The sequence below is a fragment of the Nocardia sp. CDC153 genome (assembly GCF_035818515.1).
Classification (GTDB): Bacteria; Actinomycetota; Actinomycetes; order Mycobacteriales; family Mycobacteriaceae; genus Nocardia.
In genome coordinates this window covers 998,913-1,015,730 of the sequence record NZ_JAYKYU010000002.1, presented here as the reverse complement: position 1 = coordinate 1,015,730, position 16,818 = coordinate 998,913, and the positions used below count along the sequence as shown (strand labels likewise).

The following is a 16,818-nucleotide window of genomic DNA, read 5'->3' as shown; positions in this document are numbered from 1 at the left end:
TCACCGACCCGAATCCCCGCAACGACCACTACCGCAGCGGCGGGTTCTCCGGCTCGTCGCCCTCGCCGAACCCGGCCTGCTCGGCCAGGAAGCGCTCGAACTCCGCGCCCAGCTCATCGCCGGTGGGTAGGTCGTTCTCGCTGGCCAGCAGGCTGGACTGGCGTTCCTGAGCGGTGACGAAGCTGTCGTACTGACGCTCGAGCGCCTGCACCACGGTCTCCACCTCGGAGTTGCCCGCGATGTGCTCGTTGACCTGTTCGCGCACCCGCGCGGCGGCGTCGGTGAGCGCGGCGAGCGGCAGTTCCAGACCCGCGTTCTCGGCCACGTTCTCGAGCAGGGTCTGCGCGGCCTCGGGGTAGGCGGTCTGGGTCAGGTAGTGCGGCACGTGCACCGAGAAGCCGACCGACTCGTGCCCGTGCTGGGCCATACGGAATTCCAGCAGCGAGGAGGCGCTGCCCGGCACCTGCAGCTCACCCGGCCAGCGCTGGTGATCGCCGATCAGATCCGAATCCGAGGCGTGCGCGGTGACGCCGAGGGGACGGGTGTGCGGAATCGCCATGGGAATGGCAGAGAGTCCGATGGTGCGGCGCACGCCGAGCTGTTCGGCCAGCAGGCGCACCGCGGTGACGAACTTCTCCCAGCGCAGATCCGGTTCGAGCCCGGCCAACAGCAGGAACGGGGTTCCGGCGGTGTCCTTGAGCGCCCACAGGCTCAGCTCCGGCTCGGTGTAGTCGGAGAAGTGATCGGTCTTGAAGGTCATGAGGGGACGCCGCGACCGGTAGTCGAGCAGCTCGTCCATGTCGAACGAGGCGACCAGCTCGTGCTCGAGGCTCTCCTTGAGGTGCGTGGTGGCCAGGCGCACCGCGTGCCCGGCATCGGTGAAGCCCTCGAGACCGTGCACCAGAACCGGACCCGAGCCATCGTCGGACGACAGCTGCGGAGCCGGGAATTCCAGCTCGTACATTCGCGACTCGTAGTCCATCGCGCGCTCCTTCCTGCGTGGCCCACTTGCGCGACCAACAAACATTGTCCCTCATGGGCATGACAGGTGTGCACCACCCGCACCAGCGGTGCAACACGCCGAAGGGTGACACGCATTCCCGGCGCTCCGATCACTGCGGGCAACAAACGCGACCTGCGGCGTGGCAATCGGTGCGAACAGCCGCTTTTCGGCATAGTGGTCGAGGTGACGGTGGCCTTCCGAACTCCCATGCGCAGCAGGCATCGCAGGTCCGTGCAGGCCGTGGGAGCAGTGGGGCAGGCCGTGGGAGCGGTGGTGCTGGGAGGGCTGCTGGCTGGATGCGCGACCTCGGTGTCGGGACATCCGACCGCGGTGCGGGGTCCGGTCACACCCGCCGCGAGCGCCGACAGCGCGCTGACCAAGCTGCTGCCCGACCCCTCGCAATTCCCCTCGCGCTACACCGCGCTCGTGCTTCCGGCCGACACCGCCAAACAGGCCGCCGACGATCTCGACGGCTACTTGCCGGGGGCACAGGTGGATCCGAGCGGCTGCGCGCCCCTGGCGCCCACGGCCGGGCCGGTGACCGCCGTCGGCACCGACGACACCACGCGCGCCACGCTCACGGTGGTGCTCACGCGCTCGGACAAGCCGCTGTCGACACTGCGAGATCAGTTGCAGCGCTGCGGAACCGTGCGGCTCGGGCACGCCGGGTCCACCTCGGTGGTGACCACGCAACTGGATCCGCCGCCGCCCGCCAATGCCGACGACACGCTCGCCATCAAGCGCACGGTCGGCAGCGAGAAGAGCGCGAGCGGGCTCACCCGCACCATGCAATCGCTCATCGGCCAGATCGGCGATGTGCGAATCGCTGTGACCTACATGACATCCGGGTCCACGTCGGACGGTGAGGCGCTCGACGCGTTGTTCACCACAGCGCTGCGGAAGGTGCGCAAGGGCTGAGCGGCAAGGCGCGCAGGGGCTGGATGGCAAGGCGCGCAAGGGCTGGACGGCAAGGCGCGCGAGGACTGAGTGCCGAGACGGGCGAGGGCCCCGGTGGGGAGCCGACCCCTGCCCGTTCGGCTCCCGGTCTCCGCGGGCGGGTAGCGAGATTCAGCAGACCGGCAGCGGGGTGTTGGAACCCGACGCCGAACCGTTGCCGGAACCCGAACCGCCCGAACCACTCCCGCCCGAACCGCTGAGCGAACCGGTGCCGCCGGATCCGCTGTCGCCCGAGCCGGTGCCGGAGGAGCCGCCGCTGGCCGACCCCGGCAGGAACGAGGAGATCGGCGGGCAGGTGCTGGCCGAGCCCACCTTGTAGACCGTGGTCACCGTCGACAGGCCCTGGTGCGCGCCGACGGTGTAGGTGCCTTGGTCGGTCGGGTGCCAGGGCATGTTGGCGGCCGCGCCCGCACCGAAGGAGGTCGGGGTGACGGTGCCGATGACCGCGCCGTTGACCAGGAAATCGACCGGGCTCAGCTGGTCGGAGCCATCGAGCGCGACCTCGATCATGCAACCGTCGGCGACCGAGCACGGTTTGTCGCTGGTGAGACCGGCGACCTGGATCTTATCGATCGAGGCACCGGCCGGGGCCGCCATCGTGCCGACCAGGACGGCGAGCGCGGCCGCCGCGCCGACACCTACGGCTGGTCGGTGGAGCTGAGTTTTCATGGGTGGTTCCTTTCGGCGCGTTGAAGGGGTCGCGCCGGGCGGACTGTAACAGTGACGAACCGCCGAATTTTGCGAAATCGACACTGCTGCAACATGATTCGGTTATCGCATGACTGCGAAGCGGCTACCGGTGAGTAGGCGCGTACCGCCGCACCAACTCGCTGCCGAGCCGGGCGAGTTCGGCCCGCACCGATTCCGGCTCGACCACCTCGAGCGCCGCGCCCCAGCCCGCCAACTGCTGGGCGATCATGAGCGGCGTCGGCGCGGTGATCCGGGCTCGAACCCGTCCGTCATCGGCCGTGCCGTCCAGGACGCAATGTCGCCCTTGCTGTTTGCGCAACACGGGCGCCAGCGCCGCCTCGATCAGCACGGTCGCCGCGAGCGTGGACCGATGCCGTTCGACCTCCTCGACCACCTGCGACCAGGCCGTCGAGAGGTCGAAATCGTCCGGGCGGTGGGCGATCTCGTCGGTGCTCTCCACCGTCGCGATGCGGTCCACCCGAAACGTCCGCTGCCCCTGCTCGGTTCCGGCCACCAGGTACCAGACGCCGTCCTTGTCGACGAGGCCCCACGGATCGACCAGTCGCCGCGTGCGCTGCCCCGCCCGGGTGTAGCCGAGCCGAATCCGGCGGCGGCGCACCACCGCTCGCTGCAGCTCGTCCACCAGGGCGGGCGGTCGCTCATCGGATTCGCCCCAGCGCGCCGGGTCGACCACGATCGCGCCCGCCGCCGCTTCGGCCTCGAGCCGAAACGGTTGCGGCAAGGCGCGCAACAGCTTCCGCAGCGCCGACTTGGTGGCCGGGGTGGCCGTGGCGACCGGGCCCAGCAGCAGAAACAGCGCCTGGGCCTCGGTGGCGGTGAGCCCGCTCAGATCCGTGCGCGCGCCGCCGACCAGGGCCCAGCCGCCGCCGCGCCCCGGCTGCGGATAGACCGGAATCCCGGCCGTGGACAGGGCTTCCAGGTCCCGGCGGGCGGTCGCCACCGACACCTCGAGCTCGGCCGCGACCTCCGCCGCGGTCACCCGACCCCGGGTCTGCAGGAACAGCAGGGTGGCCACCAATCGATCCGCGCGCATACCCGGAATTGTCTCCAAAAAAGTGCTCAATTGGTGAGCACTTTGGGCGCGATGATTGATTCACATCGAGCACCACCCCGATCGAGGAGACCGAAATGCTGCGCGGAATGGCGACCGTCAACTACTACGCCGACGACCTGGAGGCGGCCAAGGACTGGTACAGCGAATTGCTCGGTGTGGCACCGTATTTCACCGTGCCGGGCGGGTACTACGAGTTCCGCATCGGCGACTACCAGGCCGAGCTCGGGATCATCAACAAGAAGTTCGCGCCTTCCCACCCGGATCGACCGGGCGGGCAGATCGTGAACTGGCATGTCGATGATGTGGCGGGCACTTTTCAGCGACTGCTCGACATGGGCGCCACCGTCCACGAGCCGATCATCGAACGCGGTGAGGGGACCGGATTCGTGACGGCCTCGGTGGTGGATCCGTTCGGCAATGTGCTTGGCATCATGTCGAATCCGCACTACCTGGAGATGCTCGCGAAGTCCCGGGAGTCCGGGGAGTCCAGGGAGTCCCGGCCTGCCTAGTGCTGTGCATTGGCGGACTGTAGCAGCGGGGACGCGACCGTTCGGGTGAAATGAAATGAATCCATTTCAAGTTTGAGTTCGGTTGGCCGCGGCGCAGGATAGCCACGGCCACCGACACATTCGAGCCAGCGGCTTCGGGCCACGCCGAGGCATCCGGGACGCGCCGGAAACTCCCCGAAAGATCCACAGCCTCGGCAAAACCCCAGGTCGGCCATCTGGCCCGGTTTACCACCCGGCGCACGCTCGACGGCATGACAGCGCACATCGACTCCGCCGCACCCGATCCCATCGACGCCACCCCGCCCAGCACCTGTCTGCGGGCACCCGGCGACCTGATCGCCGCCATCCCGGCCATGCTCGGCTTCATGCCCGCGAGGTCCCTGGTGGTCGCGCTGCTAACGGCGGATCCGGGTCGGCCGGGCGGTGCCGCGGTCGAGATGGTGACCCGGATGGATCTGGACAATCCGGGGCGCTGCGCGACCCGCATCCTGGTCGACCAGGTCGCGGGACTGTGTGTGCGACACCGGGCCGTGGCGGCCCTCGCGGTGATCGTCGACGACCGCGCGACGGTGCCGACTCGCAAACACAGCGGACAGCGTGCCGGGAAACACCGGGATCTCATTGCGGCGCTGGAACATCGGCTGGACGCCGAGGCGGTCCCGCTGGCCGGAGCCTGGGCGGTGCGGGAGATCGGACCCGACCTGCCGTGGTGGACCGTGACCGGGGTGTGGTCGCGCGGGCCGCAACCCGATCCGGCGACCTCGATGGTCACCCTGCGGCACGTGCTGGAGGGACGCCCGCTGCGGGCCTCCCGGCAGGAGCTCACCGAGGAACTCGCCTTCGACCCGATTCTGCGGGAGGCGACCGTCCCGGCCATTCCCGTGGCCGTCGCCGCCGCGGTGCAACGGCTGGCACGCGTTGTGCGGCACGGCAGTCCGCAGGTGCACCTGCGCGTCGAGGTGTGCAGGGTGCTGCGGTATCTCGAACGGGTCGAGTCCGGTGCCCGGCTCACCGCCGCCGAGGTGGCGGAGGTGGGAGTGGCGCTGCGGGACAAGGCGCTGCGCGACATCATGTTCGCACTCGCCCCGGGTCCCCGCGCCGACGGCGCGGAAGCGCTGTGGCTGCAACTGGTTCGGGCCTTGCCGGACCCGGACCGCGCGGCGGCGGCCGCCCTGCTGGCCTATTGCGCCTACACGCGGGGTGACGGACCGCTGGCCGGTGTGGCCCTGGAGGTCGCGTTGGCCGCCGATCCCGACCATCGGATGGCCCAGTTGCTGGAATCCGGTCTGCGCCTGGGCGTACCGCCGGCGCGATTGAGCAGCCTCGCCGAGTCCGGCCGCGAGATGGCCGCCGAACTCGGCATCCACCTCGGGCCGGAGCCGCGATGAGGGGTCAGCGCCGGCGCGCGGAGTGCGCGCGATCGCCCAGGGAGCGCAGGAAATCCCAGGCGTCGGAGACGATCTCGTCGAGATCGGTGTGCTCGGGCCGCCAGCCGAGTTCGGCGATGGCCTTGTCGCTGGAGGCCACCAGCACGGCCGGGTCGCCGGCACGGCGCGGGGCGTCCACCGCGTTGATCGGCAGGCCGGTCACCCGCTCGCACGACGAGATGACCTCGCGCACCGAGAAACCGGTGCCGCTGCCCAGATTGAAGATGCGGTGTACACCCGGCTGCGACTGCGCCAGCGCCCGCAGATGCGCCTGCGCCAGATCGCGAATGTGGATGTAGTCGCGCACCGCGGTGCCGTCCGGCGTCGGGTAGTCGGTGCCGAACACCGAGATCGACTCGCGCTGACCCAACGCGGTCTGCAACACGAGGGGGATGAGATGGGTTTCCACCACACGGTTCTCGCCGAGCCCGGCGTACGCGCCGGCCACATTGAAATAGCGCAGGCTGGTCGCCGCCAGCCCGTGCGCGTTCGCGTAGGAGGTGATGGCGTAGTCGATGGACAGCTTCGACGCGCCGTAGGGATTGGTCGGCAGCTTGGGGGCGTCCTCGACGATCGGCACCCGCTCGGGCTCGCCGTAGACGGCCGCGGTCGAGGAGAACACCAGGCGCGGGGTGCCCGCGGCCCGCATGGCCTCGAGCAGCGCGAGGGTCTTCACGACATTGCCGTGCCAGTACTTCTCCGGCTCCACCACCGATTCCCCGACCAGCGACTGGGCCGCGAAATGCAGCACACCGTCGAAGGATTCGGCGGCGATGAGCTCGACGCCCGCGGTGGCGATATCGCCCTCCACGAACTTCGCGCCCGCCGGGACGCCGTCGGCATTGCCGGTGGACAGATCGTCGACGACCACGACCTCGTGGCCGTCCTCGATCAGGACCTGCGCGCAGACGCCACCGACGTACCCGGCGCCTCCGGTAACCAGAAGCTTCACGTATCAGACCAACTTCACCTGGACGGCGTGCGCCATCTCGTCGGACAGTTCGAATCCCTCGTGACCGGGCACCGAGATGATCACCGCGCCCGGCTTGGTCTCCACGGTGACGCGGGCGTCGGGGACGACACCGGCCTCGCGGAGCTGATTGATGGTCTCCGGATCGGTCTGGATGTGCTCGGAGAGCCGGCGCACCACCACGGCCTGCGCCTGCCCGGAGGGCAGATCGCTGAGCCGGACCAGCTTCTCGACATCGCCGGAGCCGGGCTTGACGCCCAGCTCGTCCAGGCCCGGAATCGGATTGCCGTAGGGGGAGGTGGTGGGGTGGTTGAGCACCTCGACCAGGCGGCGCTCCACCTCCTCGCTCATCACGTGCTCCCAGCGGCACGCCTCGGCGTGCACGTTCTCCCACTCGAGCCCGATGATGTCGACCAGCAACCGCTCGGCCAGCCGGTGCTTGCGCATGACGGCGACGGCCATGGAGCGGCCCTTGTCGGTCAGCTCGAGATGGCGATCACCGGCGACGGTCAGCAAACCGTCGCGCTCCATGCGCGCGACCGTCTGGCTCACCGTGGGTCCACTCTGCTCGAGGCGCTCCGCGATGCGGGCGCGCAGCGGCGTGACACCCTCCTCCTCGAGGTCGTAAATGGTACGGAGGTACATCTCCGTGGTGTCGACCAGATCCTTCACCTGTTAAACCCCTTCGTCGGCACGAATTCTACCCATGCACGGCGGCTGCACCGGGCGACAGCTTATTTCGCGAACGCACTGTCAACACCCAGGACGCACAGCGTGTTCCCTGCGCGTTTTCCGAGCGGCATCCTGCCATCCCGGTACGACAGCATTGCGGTGCCTAGAGCGTACGAAGCCCTCCGACGCATTAGCGTGGCAGGTATGCCTGGCCTAGCTGGTGGTGACGGAACCGTTGTCTGGACCGATCGGTTCCTGGACTACACCTGGACGCCCGAGCATCCGATGCGGCCGGTCCGGCTGCAGTTCACCATGGCGTTGGCCGAGGGGCTCGGACTGCTCGACGGAGTGGAGCGGCTCACACCGACACAGGCGGGGGAATCGGAACTGCTGCGGGTGCACACCCACGACTACATCGAGGCGGTCAAGCACGCCCAGCAACCGCCCGGCCCCGCCCCGGCCGACCCGCCCTACGGACTCGGGTCGGCCGACAATCCGGTCTTCCCGCACATGCACGAGGCGGCGTCGGTGATCGTGGGCGGCACCCTGGCCGCGGCCCGGGAGATCGCGGCCGGGCGCACCCGGCGGGCGGTGAGCATCGGCGGTGGCATGCATCACGCCATGCCCGCCTCGGCAGCGGGGTTCTGTGTGTACAACGATGTAGCGGTGGCCATTTCGTGGTTGCTGGACAACGGTTTCGACCGCATCGCCTATATCGACGTGGACGTCCACCACGGCGACGGGGTACAGCGCGTGTTCTACGGGGACCCGCGCGTGCTGACCGTGTCCATCCACCAGCACCCGGCCACCCTGTGGCCCAATACCGGCTGGCCCGAGGAGACCGGCGCGGGCGCGGCCGAGGGCACCGCCATCAATCTGCCCATCATGCCGGGCACCCGGGATCCGCTGTGGCTGCGCGGTTTCCACGCCGTGGTGCCGGGCGCGCTGGCGGCGTTCCGGCCGCAGATCGTGATCAGCCAGTGCGGCGTCGACACCCACCGGGAGGACCCCCTGGCCGATCTGGAACTCAGTGTCGACGGTCAGCGCGCCGCCTTCCTGGCCATGCGCGAGCTCGCGGACCGCTACGCCGAGGGCCGTTGGCTCGCGGTCGGCGGCGGGGGATACGGGCTGATCCGGGTGGTGCCGCGGGCCTGGACCCATCTGCTGGCCACCGCCTTGGACCGCACCATCGACCCGGCCACGCCGACCCCGCCCGAATGGCGTGAGCAGGTGGGCAGATACGCGCCCATGGTCGCCGCCCCCGAGACCATGGGCGACGGCGCGGACACCGCCTTCGCCCGCTGGGACGGCCCCGGCGGCGGCCGCGAGACCGGCGACGAGCGCGCCGACCGCGCCCGCCGGGCCCTCGACACATCCGTATTGGCAACGCGCCGGGCGAGTTTCGGCCTGCTCGGCCTGGATCCGGAGGATCCCCGTGACTGACCCCGCCGATCCGACCTTCACCCCGCCGCTGCCGCCCGATACCCCCGGCACGCCGGTGAATCCGCCTCCGCCGCCGGAGCATTGGTTCGCCGATGTGCTGGCCTCCGACGGCGGTGTGGTGCGGTTGCGGCCGATCACGCCCGCCGATGCGGAGGGGTTGGAGCGGTTTCACGAGGGGCTGTCGGATCGCACACGGTATCTGCGGTACTTCGGGCCGTATCCGCGCATGACGCCCAAGGACCTGTATCGGACCACGCACGTGGACTATCGGGACCGGGTCGGGCTGGTGATCGAGCTCGGCGACGAGATCATCGCCGTCGGGCGGTACGAATACCTCGCCGATCGGCCCGGGCCGCGCGCGGCCGAGGTGGCGTTCGTGGTGGCCGACGGGCATCAGGGGCGCGGGCTGGGCTCGATCCTGCTCGAGCATTTGAACGGCGCGGCGGCCGAGAACGATATCGCGACCTTCGTGGCCGAGGTGCTGGCCGAGAACAACGCCATGGTGCAGGTGTTCCGGGACGCCGGATATCAGGTGCAGCGCAGTCGCGACGGCTCGGTGCTGCACCTGGAGTTCGCCATCGACCCCACCGAGGCGCTGCTGTCGGTGCGGGATTCGCGCGAGCGGGCCTCGGAGGCGCGCAGCGTCGGGAACCTGTTGTCGCCCAAGTCCATCGCCGTGATCGGGGCGACGCCCTCGACCAGCCGGGTCGGTGGCGCGGTGCTGGCCAACCTGCTCTCGGGCGCGTATCAGGGGCCGGTGTTCCCGGTGAACCGGCACCGCACGGCGGTGCGCGGCGTCCGCGCCTATCCGACGGTGCGCGATATTCCGGACGAGGTCGACCTGGCGGTGATCGCGGTGCCCGCCAAGGAGATCGGCTCGGTGCTCGACGACTGCATGGCCAAGGGCGTCAAGGGGCTGGTGGTACTGACCGCCGGATTCTCCGAATCCGGGCCGCGCGGGTACGAGGCCGAGCGGGAACTGGTGGACGCCGCCCGCGCGCACGGCATGCGCGTGGTGGGCCCGAGCGCCCTCGGCATCGCCAATACCGACCCCGCGATCGCCTTGAACGCCACCTTGGCCCCGGTCCTGCCCGGGCGCGGGCGCATCGGATTCTTCTGTCAGTCCGGACCTTTGGGCGCGGCCATCCTCGGCGAGGCGGCGGCACGGCAGCTGGGCCTGTCCACCTTCGTGTCCGCCGGTAACCGCGCCGACGTCTCCGGCAACGACCTCATGCAGTACTGGGACAGCGACCCGGACACCGATGTGGTGCTGTTGTATCTGGAGACCTTCGGCAATCCGCGCAAGTTCTCCCGCATCGCGCGCCGGGTGGCCCACACCAAACCCATTGTGGCGGTGAACAGCGGCCGCAATGTGGCGCGCATGGACGGGGACCGGGACCTGGATCGGTCGCTGGTGCGCAATCTGTTCGCGCAGGCCGGAATCATCCAGGTCGACTCCATCACCGAGCTTTTCGACTGCGCCATGCTGCTGGCCTATCAGCCGCTGCCCGCCGGACCGCGGCTGGCGGTGATCGGCAATAGCGCCGCGTTGAGCTGGTTGGCCGTCGACGCGGCCCGCGGCGAGGGACTCGAGGTGGGCGAGCCCATCGACCTCGGCCCGCAGGCGAGCCCGGCCGACTATCTGACCGCGGTCGCCGCGGCCGTCACCGACCCGGCGGTGGACGCGGTCATCGTCATCTACTCGCCGCCGGTGCCCGCCGCCGTCGCCTCCTTCGCCGAGGCCATTCGCTCGGGAGCCCAATCCGATCCGGCCACACCGGTTCTCACCACCTTCGTCGCCGACCAGGGCATGCCCAATCTGCTCGCCACCCGCGGGCTGGGCGGCATTCTCGAACGTGGATCCATCCCCTCCTATGGCGACCCGGAACGGGCGGCCCGCGCTCTGGCGCGGGCCCGTCGTTATGCCGAGTGGCGCACCCGCCCGCTCTCGCCCATCGCCCGACCCGACGGGGTGGACACCGCCCGAGCGCGAGAGCTGTTGGGGCAGTGGATATCAGACGACGCCGGACACTGGCTGACCGACCTGCAGGCCGCGGAACTGCTGGGCTGCTATGGAATTCACGTGGTGGACTTCCGGGAGGTGCGCGACGCCGATGCCGCGGTGGCCGCCGCCCATCAGCTGGGTTACCCGGTGGCGGCCAAGGCCACCGGCGAGATGTGGCGCAACCGGCCCGATCTCACCGGCGTCCGCCTGGATCTGTGGCGTGCGGACGCCGTACGGCGCGCCTTCACCGATTTGACCGAGATCTCCGGCAATCCCGTGCACATTCAGCGCATGGCCACCAAGGGCGTCGGCTGCACCTTCCGGGTGCAGGACGACCCGTCGTTCGGCTCGGTCATCAGCTTCGGACTCTCGGGCACCATCATCGATCTGCTGGGCGACCGCGTGTACCGGGCCCTCCCGCTGACCGAGGCGGAATCGGCCGAACTCATCGACGCCCCGCGCGCGGCCCCGCTGCTGTCGGGCACGGTGGGCGGCCGCGATATCGGCAAGCCGGTGGACAAGGGCGCGCTGGCCGAACTGGCGCAACGGATCTCGGCGCTCTGCGACGCCCTGCCGGAGGTGCGGGAGCTGCAGTGCGAACCGGTGCTGGCCTCGCCGGAGGGCGCGGCCGTGCTGTACGGGCGGGTGCGGATCGGGCCGGAACCCAACAGGTTCGACATCGGTCCGCGCCGAATGGGTTGAGCGGCCGCCACGAACGGCCGCGACAGGAGAAGAAGCAATCGCTTCGGAGAGGTGAACGTAGTGCAGGTAAACCAGATCGAGACGGCCACCGCGCCACTGCGCGACGATATCCGGTTCCTCGGCGGGATCCTCGGTGACACCATTCGCGACCACGAGGGCGCGGAGATCTTCGACCTCATCGAGGCCGTGCGCGTGGAGGCGTTCAAGGTGCGCCGCTCCGAGGTGGAGCGCAGCGCGGTCGCCGAAATGCTCCGCGATGTGGACATCCACACCGCCATTCCGGTGATCCGCGCCTTCAGTCACTTTCTGCTGCTGGCCAATCTGGCCGAAGACCTGCAGCGCGATCGGCGGCGCGCGGTGCACATCGCGGCGGGGGAGCCGCCCCAGGACTCCAGCCTGGCTGCCACCTACCGCAAGCTCGACGCCACCGGACCCGACGGTGACCACGTCGCGGACCTGCTGGTCGACGCCCTGGTCTCCCCGGTCATCACCGCCCATCCGACCGAGACCCGGCGGCGCACCATTTTCGACGTGCAGGCCCGGATCACCGAACTCATGCGCCAGCGGGGCCGCTACAACAAATTCGAGCCCGAGTTCGCCGAGCTCGAGGTCGATATCCGGCGGCAGGTGCTGCAGCTGTGGCGGGCGGCGTTGATTCGACTGGCGCGCTTGCGAATTCAGGACGAGATCGAGGTCGGGCTGCGCTACTACGACCTGACGCTGTTCGACGTCATCCCGCGCATCAACGATCAGGTGCGGGCCGCGCTGCGCTCGCGCTGGCCCGGCCACGACCTGCTGCGCCGTCCGATCCTGCGGCCGGGCTCCTGGATCGGCGGCGACCGCGACGGCAACCCCTTCGTCACCGCCGACGTGGTGCACCGCGCCACCCACCGGGCGGGCGCGGTGGCCTTCGACCGGTATCTGAAATCGCTGGTGGAGCTGGAGAAGACGCTGTCGCAGTCGGCGCGGCTGGTGCCGGTGACCCCGGAGCTGGCGGCGCTGGCCGATGCCGGATTCGACGATTCGCCGCAGCGCGCGGACGAGCCCTATCGCCGTGCGATACGCGGCATCCGGGCCCGGCTCAGCGCCACGGCCTGCCGGTCGCTGGGGGAGATCCCCACGGACGGAATCGATGTCGGTGCGGAACCGTACGCCGGGCCCGAGGGTCTGCTGGCCGATCTGAGCATCGTCGACGCTTCGATGCGCGCCTCCGGCGATGGACTGCTCGCCGACAATCAGTTGGCCGCATTGCGGGCGGCCGTGGAGACCTTCGGTTTCCACCTGCAGGGCCTGGACATGCGCCAGAACTCCGAATCCCACGAGCAGGTCGTCGCCGAGCTGTTCGCCTGGGCCGGAGTGCATTCCGACTACGCCTCCCTCGACGAGAGCGAGCGCGTCGAACTGCTCTCCGCCGAGCTGACCACCCGCCGCCCGCTGGTCGGGCCGAACGCCACGCTCAGCGAGCTGGCCACCAAGGAACTCGCGGTGGTGCGCGCCGCCAAGACCGCGCTCGACGATCTGGGCCCGGACACCGTGCCCAACTACATCATCAGCATGTGCACCTCGGTCAGCGACATGCTCGAGGCCGCCCTGCTGTTGAAGGAGGCGGGCATTCTCGACCCGGGCGACGCGGACACCCCGCCGTCGAGTCCGGTGGGCGTGGTGCCGTTGTTCGAGACCATCGACGACCTGCGCCACGGGGCCGAAATCCTCTCGGCCGCACTGGAAGTGCCCGCCTATCAGCGGCTGGTGGCCGCGCGCGGCATGCAGCAGGAGGTCATGCTCGGCTACTCGGATTCCAATAAGGACGGCGGCTATCTGGCCGCCAACTGGGCGCTGTATCGCGCCGAGTTGAATCTGGTGGACACCGCCCGCAAGACCGGAATCCGGTTGCGGCTCTTCCACGGTCGCGGCGGCACGGTGGGCCGCGGCGGCGGCCGCAGCTACGACGCCATCCTGGCCCAGCCCGCCGGTGCGGTGCGCGGCTCACTGCGCCTGACCGAACAGGGCGAGGTGATCTCCACCAAGTACGCCGACCCGGGCACCGCCTACCGCAACCTGGAAGCCCTCGTCGCCGGCACCCTGGAATCGACCCTGCTCGATGTCGAGGGCTTGGGCCCCGATGCCGAGCCCGCCTACGAAATCCTCGACGAGCTCGCCGAATCCGCGCGCGTCGCCTACTCGAAGCTGGTCCACGAGACCCCCGGCTTCGTCGACTACTTCCGCGCCTCCACTCCCATCGCCGAGGTCGCGGACCTGAACCTGGGCAGCCGCCCCGCCTCGCGCAAACCCACCAACTCCGTCTACGACCTGCGCGCCATCCCGTGGGTCATGGCCTGGAGTCAATCGCGGGTCATGCTCCCGGGCTGGTACGGCACCGGCACCGCCTTCGAACAGTGGATCGGCGACGACCCGGACCGCCTGGCCACCCTGTCCGATCTCTACCGCCGCTGGCCGTTCTTCCAGACCGTCCTGTCGAACCTGGCCCAGGTCATGGCCAAGGCCGATATGGACATCGCCGCCGCCTACGCCGACCTGGTCCCCGACAAGGCATTGCGCGACAAGGTCTTCGGCATGATCTGCGACGAGTACTCCCGCACCGTCCGCATGCACGCCGCCATCACCGGCACCGACGAACTCCTCGCCGACAACCCGGCGCTGGCCGAATCCATTCACAACCGCTTCCCGTATCTCGAGCCGCTGAACCAACTTCAGGTCGAACTCCTGCGCCGCCGCCGCGCGGGCGACACCTCCGAACTGGTCGAACGCGGCATCCTGCTCACCATGAACGGCCTGGCCACCGCCCTGCGCAACTCCGGCTAGCCGATCGGGCATCTCGTCTCGATGGCCACGGCATCGCATGCCGTGGCCATCCTTCGACTATTTACGTAGGAAAAATCCTACGGTTGACACGTAGGTAAAGTCCTACCTATTGTTGGCGTATGCCGTACCGCTTGAAATCCGGAAGCGCCGATCGAGTGTTCGGGGCGCTGGCCAATCCCACCCGGCGCGACATTCTCGAGCTGCTGCTCGGGGGTGAGCAGTCGGTGCAGGTCATTGCCGAGCGCTTCGATATGGCGCGGCCGAGTGTCTCCGAGCATCTGAAGGTGCTGCGGGACGCCGGATTGGTGGCCGAGGACAAGCGCGGTCGGCAGCGGTTCTACCGAGTGGAACCGGATCCCCTGCACGACCTGCAGTCCTGGCTCGATCCGTTCGAACGGTTCTGGCGGGCCCGGCTGCGTGATCTGGGTGCGGTACTCGATGCCATGCCCGAGGAAACCGAGGAGAAGGACCGATGATGACCGACGACATCACCAAGATCGAACTCGACCAGTTCTATCCGCATCCGCCGGAGAAGGTGTGGCGGGCCTTGACCACCCCGGAACTCATGGGGCAGTGGATGATGCAGCCCATCGGCTTCGAGCCGGTGGTGGGCAACGAGTTCGAGATGAAGACCCAGGCCATGCCGGGCCAGAACTTCTCCGGCGAAATCCGCGGCAAGGTCCTCGAGGTCATCGCGCCGGAACTGCTCAGCATCACCTGGAACGACGCGCAGGCCGATCGCGAGAGCGGCTGGGTCATCAGCTGGGCGCTGCGGCCCGAGGGCAATGGCACCCGAATCCTGTTCAGCCACAGCGGCTTCGATCCGGAGGATCAGGTCATGCAGCGGGCGCGCAGCATCATGGGCAATGGCTGGCAGGCCATGCTCGGCAAGCTGGATGCCGTCATCGCCGCCGCCTAGTCGGTCGAGGACAACACTCGACGGGCTGTGTCGCTCCGCGTCTCGCCGCGAGACGCTCGGGGAAGCGGCACAGCCCGCTCGGCTGCTTCGGGGGTATCACCCCTGCGGCACAGTCTCTTTCGCCGGAGCCCGATCGCCCGCGCTGGCGGCCGGAGCGCCCGGCTGCCGCAGCGGCACCTCGACGATGAACAGCGCCGCCACCAAACCGATCGCGCACAGCACCGCCGACCAGGTGAAGATGCTGTCGATACCGGCGGCCACCCCGGCGAGATGCTCGTGACCGCGCACCTGCCGGTTGAACAGCGCCCCGAACAGGGCCACGCCGAACGAACCACCCAGGGTCCGGAACAGCGTCTGCACGCCCGAGGCCGCGCCGATGTCCTTCATCGCCACACTGTTCTGCGCGATGAGCACCGTCATCTGCATGAGAAACCCCATGCCCGCGCCCAGCATCGCCATGTACACCCCCGCGGTGAACCGGCTGGTGTCGGTGTCCATGGTGGCCAGCGCGATGCTGCCCGCGGTCAGCAGCACGCCGCCCGCGATCGGAAACACCTTGTACCGACCGGTTTTGCTCATCACCCGTCCCGCGAGCTGCGAGACCACGATGATCGGCACCATCATGGGCAGCAGTAGCAGCCCGGAGTTCGAGGCCGATGCGCCCTGCACGGTCTGCTGGAACAGCGGCAGGAAGCTGACCGCGCCGAACATGGTCACCCCGGCCACCACCGACAGCACCGAGACGAGCGCGAAGTTGCGGTTGCCGAACAGATTCAGCGGAATGATCGGCTCGGGCGCACGCGTCTGCGACCACAGGAACGCGGGCAGCCCGATTGCCGCCACGGCGATCGCGGTGAGCACCTGCGGTGAGCCCCAGGCATATTCGGAGCCACCCCAGGTAGCGATGAGCACGATGGCCGAGATGGTGACCGTCAGCAGTGCCGCGCCCAGATAGTCGATCTTGGCGTTCGGTCGCCGCGCCGTCAGGTGCAAGGTGGCCTGGCACCATGCGAACGCGATGATGCCCAGCGGCAGATTCAAGTAGAACGCCCACCGCCAGCCGAGGTGATCGGTCACGAACCCGCCGACCAGCGGCCCGCCGATGGTGGCGAAGGCCATGACCGAGGCGGTCATGCCCATGTACTTGGCGCGTTCGCGCGGCGGAATGAGCTCGCCGATGATGGCGAACGCGCCCGCGGCCAGCCCGCCCGCGCCGATGCCCTGCAGCACGCGGAAACCGATGAGCTGATCCATATTCTGCGCCGCCCCGGACAGTCCGGAGCCGATCAGGAAGATCGCGATCGAGGTCAGATAGTTGGTCTTGCGGCCGAACAGGTCGCCCAGTTTGGCCCAGATGGGCGTGGATGCGGCCGTGGCCAGGGTGTAGGCGGACACCACCCAGGACAGCCGGTCGAGCCCGCCGAGTTCGCCCACGATGGTCGGCATGGCGGTGCCGATGATCATGTTGTCGAGCATGCCCAGCAGCATGGCGAGCATGACGCCGAGCAGGATCCAGCGCACGTTGCGCGGAGCCTGAGCTGTGGTAATCGAGTTCATGCCACCAGAAAACCATAGCGACTAAAGAAATTCAATCGATAAGAGATTTGTATGACTTAGGCAACT

General features: G+C 69.0%; 14 protein-coding genes. 8 read left to right on the top strand and 6 right to left on the bottom strand.

Annotated elements, in window-relative coordinates:
* Positions 1-28 precede the first annotated feature (28 nt).
* Positions 29-982 carry a proteasome assembly chaperone family protein gene (locus VMT65_RS13275; protein ID WP_326308451.1) on the bottom strand — a complete coding sequence of 318 codons (954 nt, stop codon included), beginning with the start codon at positions 980-982 and terminating at the stop codon, positions 29-31.
* 105 nt (positions 983-1,087) lie between these two features.
* On the opposite strand from VMT65_RS13275, the gene VMT65_RS13270 reads away from it, so the two are divergent.
* On the top strand, positions 1,088-1,921 hold the full coding sequence (locus VMT65_RS13270; protein WP_326308450.1) for a sensor domain-containing protein: 834 nt from the start codon (positions 1,088-1,090) through the stop codon (positions 1,919-1,921).
* A 150-nt stretch (positions 1,922-2,071) separates the two neighbouring features.
* On the opposite strand, the gene VMT65_RS13265 is transcribed toward VMT65_RS13270, so the two are convergent.
* Positions 2,072-2,629 carry a hypothetical protein gene (locus VMT65_RS13265; protein ID WP_326308448.1) on the bottom strand — a complete coding sequence of 186 codons (558 nt, stop codon included), beginning with the start codon at positions 2,627-2,629 and terminating at the stop codon, positions 2,072-2,074.
* Between the two features lie 124 nt (positions 2,630-2,753).
* On the bottom strand, positions 2,754-3,704 hold the full coding sequence (locus VMT65_RS13260) for a helix-turn-helix transcriptional regulator (RefSeq protein WP_326308447.1): 951 nt from the start codon (positions 3,702-3,704) through the stop codon (positions 2,754-2,756).
* Between the two features lie 95 nt (positions 3,705-3,799).
* Between VMT65_RS13260 and VMT65_RS13255 the strand changes: the two genes are divergently transcribed.
* Both VMT65_RS13255 and VMT65_RS13250 read left to right on the top strand, forming a co-directional pair.
* Positions 3,800-4,234, top strand: a complete 435-nt coding sequence (locus VMT65_RS13255; RefSeq protein WP_326308446.1) for a VOC family protein — start codon at positions 3,800-3,802, stop codon at positions 4,232-4,234.
* Between the two features lie 251 nt (positions 4,235-4,485).
* Entirely contained in the window at positions 4,486-5,622 is a 1,137-nt protein-coding gene (locus VMT65_RS13250; RefSeq protein ID WP_326308445.1) for a DUF4192 domain-containing protein, read from the top strand.
* 4 nt (positions 5,623-5,626) lie between these two features.
* Here VMT65_RS13250 and galE read toward each other — a convergent pair whose 3' ends face one another.
* Both galE and VMT65_RS13240 read right to left on the bottom strand, forming a co-directional pair.
* Entirely contained in the window at positions 5,627-6,613 is a 987-nt protein-coding gene (galE, locus tag VMT65_RS13245; protein ID WP_326308443.1) for a UDP-glucose 4-epimerase GalE, read from the bottom strand.
* 3 nt (positions 6,614-6,616) lie between these two features.
* A complete protein-coding gene (locus VMT65_RS13240) occupies positions 6,617-7,303 on the bottom strand; it encodes a metal-dependent transcriptional regulator (protein WP_326308442.1) in 687 nt (228 codons plus the stop codon).
* A 204-nt stretch (positions 7,304-7,507) separates the two neighbouring features.
* Between VMT65_RS13240 and VMT65_RS13235 the strand changes: the two genes are divergently transcribed.
* From VMT65_RS13235 to VMT65_RS13215, 5 genes are all read left to right on the top strand, one after another.
* Entirely contained in the window at positions 7,508-8,746 is a 1,239-nt protein-coding gene (locus tag VMT65_RS13235) for an acetoin utilization protein AcuC (RefSeq protein WP_326308441.1), read from the top strand.
* Positions 8,747-8,774: 28 nt separating this feature from the next.
* The gene (locus VMT65_RS13230; protein WP_442790245.1) at positions 8,775-11,453 is read left to right on the top strand and encodes a bifunctional acetate--CoA ligase family protein/GNAT family N-acetyltransferase; all 2,679 of its coding nucleotides are present in this window, start codon (positions 8,775-8,777) and stop codon (positions 11,451-11,453) included.
* Positions 11,454-11,513: 60 nt separating this feature from the next.
* On the top strand, positions 11,514-14,276 hold the full coding sequence (ppc, locus tag VMT65_RS13225) for a phosphoenolpyruvate carboxylase (protein WP_326308440.1): 2,763 nt from the start codon (positions 11,514-11,516) through the stop codon (positions 14,274-14,276).
* Between the two features lie 119 nt (positions 14,277-14,395).
* Positions 14,396-14,752 (top strand): ArsR/SmtB family transcription factor, encoded by a 357-nt coding sequence (locus VMT65_RS13220; RefSeq protein ID WP_326308439.1) that lies wholly within the window; start codon positions 14,396-14,398, stop codon positions 14,750-14,752.
* Positions 14,752-15,195 carry an SRPBCC family protein gene (locus tag VMT65_RS13215; RefSeq protein ID WP_326308437.1) on the top strand — a complete coding sequence of 148 codons (444 nt, stop codon included), beginning with the start codon at positions 14,752-14,754 and terminating at the stop codon, positions 15,193-15,195. Before VMT65_RS13220 ends, VMT65_RS13215 begins: the two co-directional genes overlap by 1 nt.
* Before the next feature lie 96 nt (positions 15,196-15,291).
* Here VMT65_RS13215 and VMT65_RS13210 read toward each other — a convergent pair whose 3' ends face one another.
* Complete coding sequence (locus VMT65_RS13210) at positions 15,292-16,752, bottom strand: MDR family MFS transporter (protein WP_326308436.1); 1,461 nt, start codon at positions 16,750-16,752, stop codon at positions 15,292-15,294.
* Between the last annotated feature and the right edge of the window lie 66 nt (positions 16,753-16,818).